Source organism: Micromonospora sp. DT228, from assembly GCF_049841595.1.
Classification (GTDB): domain Bacteria; phylum Actinomycetota; class Actinomycetes; order Mycobacteriales; family Micromonosporaceae; genus Micromonospora.
In genome coordinates, this window is sequence record NZ_JBNCKO010000038.1 from 1 (window position 1) to 13,123 (window position 13,123).

General features: G+C 72.0%; 9 protein-coding genes. 5 read left to right on the forward strand and 4 right to left on the reverse strand.

The window, feature by feature from the left end:
- Positions 1-592: 592 nt before the first annotated feature.
- Positions 593-2,344, reverse strand: coding sequence for a family 20 glycosylhydrolase (locus tag ACLQ29_RS35070; RefSeq protein WP_425775649.1), 1,752 nt, complete (start codon positions 2,342-2,344; stop codon positions 593-595).
- 311 nt (positions 2,345-2,655) lie between these two features.
- On the opposite strand from ACLQ29_RS35070, the gene ppdK reads away from it, so the two are divergent.
- Both ppdK and ACLQ29_RS35080 read left to right on the forward strand, forming a co-directional pair.
- Positions 2,656-5,475, forward strand: a complete 2,820-nt coding sequence (ppdK, locus tag ACLQ29_RS35075) for a pyruvate, phosphate dikinase (RefSeq protein WP_425775650.1) — start codon at positions 2,656-2,658, stop codon at positions 5,473-5,475.
- A 47-nt stretch (positions 5,476-5,522) separates the two neighbouring features.
- Entirely contained in the window at positions 5,523-6,665 is a 1,143-nt protein-coding gene (locus ACLQ29_RS35080; RefSeq protein WP_425775651.1) for a Clp protease N-terminal domain-containing protein, read from the forward strand.
- Positions 6,666-6,678: 13 nt separating this feature from the next.
- On the opposite strand, the gene ACLQ29_RS35085 is transcribed toward ACLQ29_RS35080, so the two are convergent.
- On the reverse strand, positions 6,679-7,179 hold the full coding sequence (locus ACLQ29_RS35085) for a roadblock/LC7 domain-containing protein (RefSeq protein ID WP_425775652.1): 501 nt from the start codon (positions 7,177-7,179) through the stop codon (positions 6,679-6,681).
- Between the two features lie 252 nt (positions 7,180-7,431).
- On the opposite strand from ACLQ29_RS35085, the gene ACLQ29_RS35090 reads away from it, so the two are divergent.
- The 3 genes from ACLQ29_RS35090 to ACLQ29_RS35100 are packed head-to-tail and all read left to right on the forward strand — an operon-like array spanning position 7,432 to position 9,930.
- Positions 7,432-7,785 (forward strand): VOC family protein, encoded by a 354-nt coding sequence (locus tag ACLQ29_RS35090; RefSeq protein WP_425775653.1) that lies wholly within the window; start codon positions 7,432-7,434, stop codon positions 7,783-7,785.
- Positions 7,786-7,827: 42 nt separating this feature from the next.
- Positions 7,828-9,084, forward strand: a complete 1,257-nt coding sequence (locus tag ACLQ29_RS35095) for a deoxyguanosinetriphosphate triphosphohydrolase (protein WP_425775654.1) — start codon at positions 7,828-7,830, stop codon at positions 9,082-9,084.
- Between the two features lie 15 nt (positions 9,085-9,099).
- A complete protein-coding gene (locus ACLQ29_RS35100; RefSeq protein WP_425775655.1) occupies positions 9,100-9,930 on the forward strand; it encodes a siderophore-interacting protein in 831 nt (276 codons plus the stop codon).
- Between the two features lies 1 nt (position 9,931).
- Here ACLQ29_RS35100 and ACLQ29_RS35105 read toward each other — a convergent pair whose 3' ends face one another.
- On the reverse strand, positions 9,932-11,137 hold the full coding sequence (locus ACLQ29_RS35105; RefSeq protein ID WP_425775656.1) for a low temperature requirement protein A: 1,206 nt from the start codon (positions 11,135-11,137) through the stop codon (positions 9,932-9,934).
- A 104-nt stretch (positions 11,138-11,241) separates the two neighbouring features.
- The gene (locus ACLQ29_RS35110) at positions 11,242-12,945 is read right to left on the reverse strand and encodes a glycoside hydrolase domain-containing protein (RefSeq protein ID WP_425775657.1); all 1,704 of its coding nucleotides are present in this window, start codon (positions 12,943-12,945) and stop codon (positions 11,242-11,244) included.
- Positions 12,946-13,123: the final 178 nt, after the last annotated feature.

Here is a 13,123-nt window from a genome sequence, read left to right on the forward strand (position 1 = left end):
GCGTCGGATGCGGCGTACGCGGCGGTGATCGGGCCGGCGATGGCTCCACCGGTGAACGCGAGGCCGGCGGCGGTCAGAGCGGTCTTGCGGATCAGATCGGTACGCATGATGGCGTGCTCCTCTGCATCGGGGGTGCCCGCACCACCTCGGGGGGTGGGTGGTGGCGCGGGGAAAGTTCGAGGGGGGTTCTGCCCGGTGACCCGCGAGGGGGGTCGGCGCATTCCGCCTGCCCGAGGGGTCGGCCGTGGTGGTGCTCGGCTGTGCGGGGGATGTAACCGGGCCCCGGCACCCCACCCCACGCGAGCCACGATCCGTGCCCGATCCGGGAGACTGCCGCCTCAGGTCGCAGCCGGGGAGTGCTTTCCCTGATGCTGGGCGGCCCTCGACTCCCATCTCCCTGTAGAGCTGCCCCGGAAATGGGGCACACCGAGCGGGGGTGGCCGGGGTGGCCGGGGGTGGCCCGGGTGCGCGCGGGGTGGCCCGGGCGCACCCGTCCGCGCAGCCCCACAACTCCATGATCGGCGAGGCAGCGCTGGTTGACGAACAGCCGTTGGTCCGGGTCGGCGCGTCGGCGATTCCGGTGAGCCGAGGATCAGGATGTGGCGGCGTTGGTCTCTGGTACGGCGCGGGGAGTGGGGATGGTCGGGGTGCCCGGCCAGGGGACCTCGGGTGCGCGGTGGAAGGTGATCCCGGCGGCGGCCCAGCGCGGGCCCTGACCGGCCAGCCGGTCACGGAAGTCGGCCCAGTCGTGGGTGGCCCGGGGTGACCAGCCAAGCTCGGCGATGGCGGGGAGCCGGGGCAGGAGCAGGAACTCGATGTCGGCCAGCGAGGTGACCGACTCGGTCCAGAGCGGGGCTTCCACCCCGAGGACGGCCGCGGCGGGCACGTCGGAGACATGCGTGCCCGGATCCCAGTCGTACGCCTTGCGCACGTCGATCAGCCCGGCCCAGTCGTGTCCGATCGGGGTGTCCGGGGTGTACTTCATGTCCAGGTAGGCGTGGTTGCCGGGAGAGACGATGAGGCGGGCGCCCCGGCGGACCGCGTCGGCCGTGGTGGGGTCGTCGGCGTTCGTGCCCCACCACTGCAGCACCCGTCCGTCGACGTGCCGGGCCGGCGCGAGCTGGTGCCAGCCGACGACGGTCTTGCCGAGGTCGGCCACGATGCGCTGGACCCGTTCGACGAAGCCGGTGTAGACCTCGCCCTTCACCTTGAACGCCTCGTCGCCGCCGATGTGCAGCAATGACCCGGGGGTGAGTGCGGCCACCTCACCCAGCACGTCGGTGACGAAGTCGTACGTCCGCTCGTCGGCGGGGTCGACGTAGCTGAAACCGACCTCGGTGCCGGTGTACGGCGGCGGCGCGATCTTGTCTGGTGCCAGCTCCGGGTACGCGACAAGCGCCGAGTTGGTGTGCCCGGGGAGGTCGATCTCCGGGACGACTGTGATGTGGCGGGCGGCGGCGTAGGAGACGATCCGCCGGTAGTCGGCCTTCGTGTAGTGGCCCCCGGGGCCGCCGCCGACCTCGGTCGTCCCGCCCACGGACGTCAACCTCGGCCAGGAGTCGACGGCGATCCGCCAACCCTGGTCGTCGGTGAGGTGCAGGTGCAGGTGGTTGAGCTTGTAGCGGGCCAGGTGGTCCACGACGCGCAGGACGTCCTCGACGGTGAAGAAGTGCCGTGCGACGTCGAGCATCGCGCCCCGGTACGGGAAGCGGGGATTGTCGGTGATGGTCCCACCGGGCAGCGCCCACCGTGTGGCGACCGGGGTTGGGCTCTCGATGGCCGATGGCAGCAGTTGGCGCAGGGTCTGCACGCCGTGGAAGAGGCCGGCGGCGGTGGCGGCGGTGAGGCGTACCCCGTCGCGGGCGACGTCGAGCCGGTAGCCCTCCGCGCCGAGACCGGCGTCCGCGTCCAGCACCAGCGCGATACCGCCGCCCACCTCCGGCGTGGCGGCGTCGGTCACCGGCAACGGAGGCGTGGCGGCGTCGGTGGCCGGCAGCGCAGGCGTGGCAGCTTCCGTGGCCGGCGGCGGAGACGTGGCCGGCAGCGCATGGGAGGCGGCGTGGATCACCGGCAGCGGGTAGCCGGTGGCGGGCCGGAGCAGTTCGGCGAGCTGCGCGGCGGCGGCGAGCGCGGCGGGGTCGGCGCTGGCCACGATTACCGCTTCGGCCGGCAGGACCCAGTCCTCGGTCGGGTCCGCCTCGACCTGTGCGGGAGCGGGCACGACGTCGGACAGCCGGTGCGCGGCAGATGGAGCGGTCCGGGGCGTCGGGGTGGCCGTGTCCGATACCCGCGCCGGTGGCGGCACCGGACTGGTGGCGGGAGCGGGGGAGGGGATGGTCGACACGGCGGCGACTCCGGGGGGTGTATTCGCGTCGGTTATGGCAAAAGTGAGGTTCACCGGCTGGCGTGCCGTCAAGCGTACGACGCGCGGCCGGGATGCGTGATGGTGCGCATGGAAGCGTTCCCAAAAACCGGTACGAACACGGATAGTCGTGACGGCTGTGCCAATTGTCACCGAACGGTCCCAGGTCACCCGATGTTCGCTTAGCCTTCGCCCACCGATCGGCGTCGACCCCGGGATTACCGGAGGTCCGTCCCGGGGTAGGAAAAAACTGAACCTTCGTTAAGTGTCCATCCGGCGCGTGTGTGGAGGCTTTGGTGGCAGCGCAAGAAACCGTCGACCACAAGTACGTCTACGACTTCTCCGAAGGCAACAAGGACCTCAAGGACCTGCTCGGCGGCAAAGGGGCGAACCTCGCCGAGATGACGAACCTCGGCCTGCCCGTGCCCCCCGGCTTCACCATCACCACCGAGGCCTGCCAGGCGTACCTCGCGACGGGACGGGAGCCGGACGGACTCGCCGGTCAGATCGAGGCGCACCTGGAATCGCTGGAACGCGCGATGGGCAAACGACTCGGCGACCCGCGGGACCCGCTGCTGGTCTCCGTCCGCTCCGGCGCCAAGTTCTCCATGCCCGGCATGATGGAGACCGTCCTCAACGTCGGCCTCAACGACCAGAGCGTGGTCGGGCTCTCCGCGCAGGCCGGCGGCGCCGGCGATCAGGCCGCCTCCGGCGGCGCGGCCGGCCAGGCCGCCTCCGGCGGCGCGGCCGGCCAGGCCGCCTCCGGCGGCGCGGCCGGCCAGGCCGCCTCCGGCGGCGCGGACAGATTCGCCTGGGACTCCTACCGCCGCCTCATCCAGATGTTCGGCAAGACCGTCTGTGAGGTGCCGGGCGAGGAGTTCGAGCACGCGCTCGACGAGATCAAGAGTGCCAAGGGTACGCAGAACGACGTCGACCTGGACGCGGACGACCTGCGCGGGCTCGTCGACGCGTACAAGAAGATCTTTTTGAAGCACACCGGTCGCGAGTTCCCGCAGCAGCCGCGCGAACAGCTCGACCTCGCCATCCGGGCGGTCTTCGAGTCGTGGAACGCCGAGCGCGCGGTGCTCTACCGCCGCCAGGAGCGGATCCCGGCCGACCTCGGCACCGCGGTCAACGTGGTGACGATGGTCTTCGGCAACCTGGGCCCGGATTCCGGCACCGGGGTCGCGTTCACCCGCGACCCGGCCAGCGGCGCGCAGGGCATCTACGGCGACTATCTGGCCAACGCGCAGGGCGAGGACGTGGTGGCCGGCATCCGCAACACGGTGCCGCTGCAGGAGTTGGAGCAGCTCGACAAGTCCTCCTACGACGAGCTGCTCGGCATCATGGCCCGGCTGGAGGAGCACTACAAGGACCTGTGCGACATCGAGTTCACCATCGAACGTGGCAAGCTGTGGATGTTGCAGACCCGGGTCGGCAAGCGCACCGCCGCCGCCGCGTTCGTGATCGCCGGGCAACTCGTCGACGAGGGCCTGATCGACCTGGACGAGGCGCTGCACCGGGTCAACGGCGCGCAGTTGGCCCAGCTGATGTTCCCCCGCTTCCAACTCGACCACGAGTTCCAACCGGTCGCCACGGGCATCGGCGCCTCGCCCGGCGCGGCGTCCGGCACTGTGGTCTTCACCTCCGCGCGGGCCGTCGAGCTGGCCGCCGAGGGACAGTCGGTGATCCTGGTCCGCCGGGAGACCAACCCGGACGACCTGAACGGCATGATCGCCGCGAAGGGCATCCTCACCTCGCGCGGCGGCAAGACCAGCCACGCCGCGGTGGTGGCCCGGGGCATGGGCAAGACCTGCGTCTCCGGTGCCGACGCGATCGACGTGAACGTGCCGGCGAAGCGGTTCACCGTGGCCGGGCAGACCGTCAACGAGGGCGACATGGTGTCCATCGACGGCACCACCGGCAGGGTCTACCTGGGCGAGGTGCCGGTCATGCCGTCTGAGGTGGTGCAGTACTTCGAGGGCAGCCTCGATCCCGAGCACATCGACAACGCGCTGGTCCGGGCCGTACACCGGATTATCACGCACGCCGACGGCAAGCGGCGGCTGGCGGTCCGCACGAACGCCGACACCGGCGCGGACGCGGCCCGGGCCCGCCGGTTCGGCGCCGAGGGCATCGGGCTGTGCCGTACCGAGCACATGTTCCTCGGCGACCGCCGGGAGCTGGTCGAGCGGCTGATCCTGGCTCGGGCCCCGGGCGAGCGGGAGGAGGCGCTGGCGGCGTTGCTGCCGTTGCAGCGGGCCGACTTCGAGGAGATCTTCCGGGAGATGGATGGCCTGCCGGTCACCGTCCGGCTCATCGATCCGCCGCTGCACGAGTTCCTGCCGCCGTTGGAGCAGCTCGCGGTCAACGTGGCGGTCGCCCAGGAACGCGGCGAGGACGTCGCCAAGGAGGAGGCGTTGCTCGCCGCCGTTCGGCGGATGCACGAGGAGAACCCGATGCTCGGGCTGCGCGGCGTCCGTCTCGGCCTGGTCATCCCCGGCCTGTTCGCGATGCAGGTCCGGGCCATCGCCGAGGCGGCCGTGAGCTGTGCCCGCGGCGGCGGGGTGGCGAAACCGGAGATCATGGTGCCGCTGGTCGGGGCCGTGCAGGAGTTGGAGACGGTCCGCGCCGAGGCCGAGAAGATCATCGCCGAGGTGGTCGGGGACAGCGGGGTCGAGGTGCTGATCGGCACGATGATCGAGGTGCCCCGGGCGGCGCTGACCGCCGGGCAGATCGCCGAGGCGGCACAGTTCTTCTCCTTCGGCACCAACGACCTGACCCAGATGGGCTGGGGCTTCTCCCGCGACGACGTCGAGGGCGCGTTCTTCTGGCGCTACCTGGAGCTGGGCATCTTCGGCATCTCGCCGTTCGAGTCGATCGACCGCGACGGCGTCGGCCGGCTGGTGCGGATCGCCGCCGAGGAGGGTCGGGCCGCCCGGCCCGGGTTGAAGCTCGGGGTCTGCGGCGAGCACGGCGGCGACCCCGACTCGGTGCACTTTTTCCACGAGGTCGGCCTGGACTACGTGTCCTGCTCGCCGTTCCGGGTGCCGGTGGCCCGGCTGGAGGCCGGTCGGGCCGTGGTGGAGACCGGCGGGTCGGACAGCCGTTGAGCAATGGCGGTACGTTGTGCGGCGCAGCACCGAGGACGGGGGTGGTCGTGTCCCAGCTGGTCGGCGGTGGCCTCCACTCGGTGCTCCGCCGCGCCGCTCGCGAGGCGGCTCGGCTCAAGAAGCTCAGCGTCGGTGCCGATGACCTGTTCTTCGGGCTGGTGGGGCGCTACCCGCAGCTCCGCGCGGCGATCCCGGTCGAGTCGGAACCGCAGAACAGAACGACGTACGACGCACCCGACCAACCCGAGTTGCCGCTGACGCTGACGGTCGAGCTGACCCGGGCGATGCGGGAGACGTACTGGAACTGCTTCGGCTGGCCCGGCCCTGCCCGGGTTCGGCTCGCGGAGACGCTCGGCTGGGAGCCCGAGGCCCGGGCCGTGCTCGGGGTGGCCGCTCACCTGGCGGTGCTCCGCCGAGCGTCGTCGGTGGGAAGCGACCATCTGCTGGAGGCGCTCCTGGACGAGCCCGGTAACAGCGCCCACCGGTACATCGTCTGGCATCGTCTCGTCCCCGGCCGGTTGGACGACGTGACGGCCCGGCTCTGGCCCCGGGGCGACCGGGAGCCACCCCGATCCGGGTTGGCCGACCCGTTGAGGCAGATCGGAGTGCTCGTCGGGGGAGGCCAACAGCCCTCGCGGGGCGGTCGGCTCGCGAGCCGGCTGATCGCCTCGGGCAGTCGACTGCTCGCCCAGACCACACCGACGCTCGGCGGGTTGGAGCTGGAGGCGGTGGCCGAGACGGTGCGACTCGGTCACGACCGCACCTCGCCGGCCCACCTGATGGCGGCGGTGCTGGTGCTGGAGGAGGAGATGCGGGCCGGGGTTCTGCGTCCCGCGGGGGCCTCCGCTTTGGCCAATGAGATCCTGCTCGGCCATTTCGGACCAACCCGTCAGGAAGCCGGCCTGGTGCTGGCCGAGACGAGCTTCGACGGAGAGTTCGCCGGGTCCCGACCCCGGAGGGCCTGGCGTACCGATCCGACCAACCCACCCTGGACCGTGGCGGCGGACCGGATCGCCGAGCGGGCACGGGAGGTGAGCACCCTCGGCGCGCGGCTGCCAGCCGGCAGCGCCCATCTGGTGTACGCGGCGTTGACCGACCCGGACGAGGATGCTCGGCGGCTGCTCGCCGGGCTGGGCGTCGACCCGAACGTCGTGTGTGACCTGGCCGCGCGCCGCCTCGGACTGGCCTGACCGTCCCGGCAGGTCAGATCGGCGGGCGACGCCAGGCCGGCCGGGTCGAGCGGCGCAACTGGGTGGGCAGGGTCGCCATCGGGGTACGCACGGCAAGCGGCGCGTGCCCGAACGGAACCGCGCTGGCGCCGCCACCGCCGACACGCGTGTCCAACACCGAGCCGGTGCGCCGGGCCACCGCCCGCGCCTCCTCGTGCAGCGCCTCCAGATCGTCCGCCGCCGACACGGTGACCAGGGTCAGCAGGGCGGTGCGCCCGGCCGGGTAGGTCACCACGCAGCCGGCCGTCGTGCAGACCACCGACTCCCGGAACTCACCCCGCCGGACGGTGTCGGCCACCCGGTGACCGAGCCCGAAACTGGCGGCGGCCAGCGCGGCGAGATGGGTGGCGTCGGTGCTGGGCAGATCGCTGGAGATGAGCAGACCGTCGGTGCCGGCCAGCACCGTCCCGGCAACCTCGGGCCGGCGTCGACGCAGCCCGCGTAGCTCCGTACCCACCACCGTGTCTGCGTCCACGAGCTGCTCCCTTACCGGTCGGGATCTGCGTGTCGGTCGGCTCGTCACGTTCCGCGCTGGGAACGCTACCGGTGGCCACCTCCGCCCGCGAGCCCGTAACCCAGGGCGATCGGTCCACAACTCCGGGCCGATCGGCGGTTGTGGACGATTCGTCGACGCGTCGGGGGCGCGTCGAGCTGCCATGACGGGCGTAACCTTGGCTCGCTCGCAAACGGCTGATTGCGTACGCCGTAGAACGGGAAAGGTGACTGCATGACAAGCGTCTGGGAGAACCTGACCGTCGACGCCCGCGATCCGGCCCGGCTGGCCCGCTGGTGGGCCGAGGCGCTTGGCTACCACGTAGTCAGGGACGATCCCGACGAGGTGGAGATCCGCCAGTCCGCGGACCGCCTCCCCGGCCTGGTCTTCGTGCCGGTGACCGCGGGCAAGGAACGCAAGAACCGGCTGCACCTCGACCTGCGCCCCGCCAACCGGGAGGCCGAGGTCGAGCGGCTCGTCGACATGGGTGCCCGGCACGTCGACGTCGGCCAGGGCGACGTCGAGTGGACGGTGCTCGCCGACCCGGAGGGCAACGAGTTCTGCGTCCTCCGTGAGCGCGAGGAGTGAGCCGGTCTTGCGAGCCCCGCAGTCGCGAACAGCGGCGGCTGCGTGAGAAGTGAGCCGGACGCACGGTGGGTGCGGGAGGCGCCCAAGGACACCGGGCACCGCCGCTCACCGTACGAGCGCGACCGTGCCCGGGTGCTGCACTCGGCGGCGTTCCGTCGGCTGGCCACCAAGACCCAGGTGCACACCGCCGGGACCGACGACTTCCTGCGTACGCGGCTGACGCACTCGCTCGAGGTGGCGCAGATCGCCCGGGAGATGGGTGCCCGGTTGGGCTGTGACCCGGACGTGGTCGACGTCGCCGGGCTCGCCCACGACCTCGGGCATCCGCCGTTCGGGCACAACGGCGAGTCCGCTCTGGACCTGCTGGCCACACCCTGCGGTGGCTTCGAGGGCAACGCGCAGACGTTGCGGGTGCTGACCCGGCTGGAGGCGAAGGTGCTCGCCCCGGACGGCTCGCCGGCAGGCCTCAACCTGACCCGCGCGTCGCTCGACGCGATCGGCAAGTACCCCTGGCCGCGTCGCCCGGGGCAGCGCAAGTTCGGGGTGTACGCCGACGACGCGCCGGTCTTCGGCTGGATCCGGGTCGGTGCGCCCGGCGACCGGCGCTGCCTCGAGGCGCAGGTGATGGACTGGGCCGACGACGTCGCGTACTCGGTGCACGACGTGGAGGACGGCATCCACGGCGGGTACGTGACGCTCGGCCCGCTGCTGGTGGACGCCGACGAGCGGGCCGCGCTCTGCGCCGACGTGGCCGCCGCCTACTCCGGCGAGTCCGCCGCCGACCTGGCCGACGTGCTGGTGGACCTGTTGGCCGACCCGGTGCTCGCCCCGCTCGCCGGGTACGACGGCAGCCACCGCGCCCAGGTCGCGTTGAAGGCCACCACCAGCGGACTGACCGGCCGGTTCGTGTCGGCGGCGGTGGCCGCCACCGAGGAGCGCTCCGGCCCCGGCCCGCACCACCGCTATGACGCCGATCTGGTGGTGCCGAGGCTGGTCCGAGCCCAGTGCGCGCTGCTCAAGGGCATCGCCCTGCGGTACGTGATGCGTCGTTCCGGGTTCCGGGGCCGCTACGAGCGGCAGCGGACGATGCTCGCCGAGTTGGTGGCCGCGCTGCTCCGGCGCGCGCCGGACGGGCTCGATCCGATCTTCGCCCCGCTGTGGCGGGCGGCCCCGGACGACACCGCCCGGCTGCGGGTGGTGATCGACCAGGTCGCCTCGCTCACCGACCCGGCGGCGGTGACCTGGCACACCCGCCTGGCCGGCAACGGCGCACCGCCGACCGACCACGCGCCAGCTTAGGCTAGCCTAACTGGTATGACGGAACGCCCCAGGAACGTCACCACGGTCCACGTGCTGCGCACCGAGCGGCCCACCCCGCACCTGATCCGGCTCGTCCTCGGTGGGGGCGAGCTGGCCGGCCTGCCGGTGGGCGAGTTCACCGACCACTACATCAAGCTGGTGTTCCCGCAGCCCGGCGTCGCGTACCCGCAGCCGTTGGACCTCGCCGCGATCCGCCGGGACCTGCCCCGGGAGCAGTGGCCCCGGCTGCGCGCGTACACCGTGCGGCGGTGGGACCCGCTGGCCGAGGAGCTGACCGTGGACGTGGTGCACCACGGCGACGAGGGGTTGGCCGGCCCGTGGGCCGCCGCGCTGCGTCCGGGTGACCCGGTGCACTTCGTCGGCCCCGGCGGGGCGTACGCGCCGAGCCCGGACGCGGACTGGCACCTGCTGGTGGGTGACGAGAGCGCCCTGCCGGCGATCGCCGCCGCGCTGGAGCGGCTGCCGTTGGGCGCGCCGGCCCAGGTCTTCGTGGAGATCGGCGACCCGGCGGACGAGCAGAAGCTGCTCAGCCCCGGCGCGGTCGAGCTGACCTGGGTGCACCGTGGCGACGGCCCGGTGGGTGCGGCGCTTGTCGCGGCGGTACGGGCGTTGGAGTTCCCGGCCGGCCAGGTGCACGCGTTCGTGCACGGCGAGGCGGCCTTCGTCCGGGACCTGCGCCGGCTGCTGCGCGGCGAGCGGGGCGTACCCCTCGACCGGCTCTCCATCTCCGGCTACTGGCGGCGCGGCATGGACGACGAGGGCTGGCGCTCCACGAAGGCCGACTGGAACAGCCAGGTGGCAGCCGAGGAGACCACCGCCGCCTGAGTCAACCCTCGGGCGCACGGTTCGCCTCACCGGCTCGGGCGAGTCGTCGGCTGAGCAGCACGGCGTACCCGACGACCGCCAGGGCGAGCAGCGCCAGCATCAGCCTCGGTCGATGCACCGTCGCCGTGATCAGGCTGACCGAGAGCACCCCGTAGGCGGCGATCGCCAACCGGGCGAGGCTCGGGCGGGTCCACAGCCAGTACAGGGCCAGGCCACACACCGTCCACACCACCATCGCCCCGCCCAGCAGCAGCCGCAGTTCCAGCGGCAGCCGGGCCGTGTCGTCGTCGACGAGCCGGACCACCTGGCCGAGAGCCCAGCCGAGCAGCAGCAACGCGCCGCCGAGCGGGATGTGCAGGAAGCTGTACGCCTGCCCGCCGCGCAGCCGACTCTGGAGCAGGCGGGTGGTGACGAACGTGGTGTAGACCCACCAGACGGCCGCCGGGATCAGGAAGGCCATCGCGGCGGTGAGGATCATGTGGGGCGGAGGGTGGTCCGGCACCGCGAAGAGCAGGCTGGCCAGCGCGCTACCCAGCACGATGATGGTGAACTGGCCGATCCGTTCCGGCAGGTGCCGGTTGTCCACCGGCCAGCGGTTGAGCCAACGCACGCCTACCCAGGGCGTGGCCAGTTCGATGATCATCGCGACGATCCACAGGACGGGACGCAGCTCGGTGGGCGTGAACAGCGACACCAGCCAGATCAGCCAGCCCGACCCGAAGCCGATCAGGTAGACGGTCGTCACCATGCGGGCCATCGCGCTGGTCGGGCGGGCCCGCAGGTACAGCAGGAGCAGCACGCCTCGCACGATCAGGTACCCGACGGGCAGGAGCACGCTCTCCGGCACCTCGTCGACCCCGAGCGTCATCGCGCCCGCGCCGACCAACGCGACAAGCACCAGCAGTCGGTGCGGCGCGTCGTCGGGGTCGAACCGGGTGTCGTAGTAGACCTGCCCCAGCCAGGCCCACTGGATCACCACGAAGAGCCCGATCACGGCCAGCACGGCCGTCGGCGACGGGGTCGGCTCGTTTCCCAGCCGGGCCGCCACCGCCGCCAGTGCGTACACGAAGATCAGGTCGAGGAACAGCTCCAGCCAGGTCGCGTGCCGGTGGCCGGCCTCGTCGGCCTGCGGGGTCACTCCGCGCAGCCCGACCCTGTCGGCCAGCCAGTTCGGTACGTGGCGCGCTCCGGTCCGTACCCTGCGCATCTGGTCATGGTCCCCGCGCGGGCCCGGCCTGCGGGCCGGAACCGGCGAGCCGGTCGGTGGCGGGGGTCATCGGCGCGGCCGGTGACCCCCGCGGTGGTGCCGGGTCAGCCGAGGTTGGCCCAGGTGGACCAGGGGCCGCTGGTGGTGGTCTGCCAGATGCTGTAGAGGCTGCCGTTGCCGCCGACGACGAAGATCTGGAGGCGTCCGTCGGCGTTTGTGGCGACGGCCAGGTCGGTGGAGAGGCCGTTGCCGCCGAGGCTGGTCCAGGCGGAGAACGGCCCGTTCGGGGTGCTCTGCCACTTGTGGTAGAGCTTGGCGTCGCCGCCGATCGCGAACAGCTCGATCCGGCCGTCGGGCTTGGTGACGGCCTTGATGGCGCTCAGGTCGGTGCCGTCGAGGTTGGTCCAGGCCGACCAGGGGCCGCTGGTGGTGGTCTGCCAGATGCTGTAGAGGGTGCCGTTGCCGCCGATGACGAAGGCTTGCAGGCGTCCGTCGGCGTTCGTGGCGATGGTGAGGTCGGTGGTGAGGTCGTTGCCGCCGAGGCTGGCCCAGTCGGCGAACGGGCCGTTGGCCGTGTTCTGCCACTTGTGGTAGAGCTTCGAGTCGCCGCCGATGGCGAACAGTTCGATCCGGCTGTCTTTCTTCTTCACGGCGCTGAGCGAGCGCAGGTCGCTGCCGCCGAGGTTGGCCCAGGCCGACCAGGGGCCGCTGGTGGTGGTCTGCCAGATGCTGTAGAGGCTGCCGTTGCCGCCGATGACGAAGGCTTGCAGGCGTCCGTCGGCGTTCGTGGCGGTGGTGAGGTCGGTGGTCAGGTCGGTGCCGCCGAGGCTGGCCCAGTCGGCGAACGGCCCGTTCGGGGTGCCCTGCCACTTGTCGTAGAGCTTCGAGTCGCCGCCGATGGCGAGCAGCTCGATCCGGCCGTCCGGCTTGGTCACGGCGGTGGGGGCCTGCAGGTCGGTGCCGCCGAGGTTGGCCCAGTCGCCGAAGACGCCGTTCGCGGAGGTCTGCCAGGTGCTGTAGACCGCACCGGAGCCGCGGGTCTGGAATGCCTGCAACCGGCCGTCGGCATTCAAAGCCACCGCCAACGATCGGGCGGACGGCCGGGTGCCCCACTGGCCGAAGTCGATGGCCCAGGCCTCGTTGAGGTCGCAGTCGGCCCCGCCGATGGACACGCCGTTCTTCACCTGCCGCAGCTGAGCCCGGCTGTCCCACTGACCCGATGACCACGCGTACGTCTGCCAGCCCCAGCGGATCTTGCCGGCGTCGAAGAGTCGCTTGATCACGTAGTAGCCGCCGTAGGCGCCGACCCGTGCCCGGCCCAGCACCGAGGCCACCCCGTCGAAGTACGCGTTGATGACGGGCTGCTGCGACGCCGAGGCGTCGAAGTCCACGCTGAAGTAGATCGGCTTGCCCGCCGGCATGCCGCAGGCCAATGCCTGGCTCTGCGCCTTGGTGGCGTTCTCCACCCCCTTCGCGTACCCCTGCAGCGCCTCGCTGGCGGTGTACTCCCAGTTGGAGACGATGTCGATGCCGCCCGCGATGAGGGCGTCCGCCTCGCTCCGGGTGAGATTCTTGCCGGTGGTGCTGTCGCTCAGATATCGGCAGGCGAAGGTGTAGCCGCCGGCCTGGAGGGCGCTGATGCTCGGGCGACCCCACGAGTAGTCGACGCCGCGGCGCAGGGCGGCCGCGACCGCCGGGGATCCGAAGGCCAGCCCGGTGACGCCGCCGGCAGCGATGGCGGCCAGACCGGCCAGCACGCCGCGTCGGGAGATCTGGTTGGGCAGGTGCGGTGCGGAGGAAACACGCATGGGAAGTTCCTTTCGGAGGGCTACCGGGGCGTACGAGGGCGCGGCTCCGCCGAGGGCGGGCCGGGAGTCTGCGGTGGGGCGGGGGGGACCCGCGCGGCCCGGGGCCCCCCCCGTGGTTGGGCGGGAGCCCCGGGTGGTGCACGCGGCCCACGGGGCGCCGGGGTGGGTGTGGCATCTT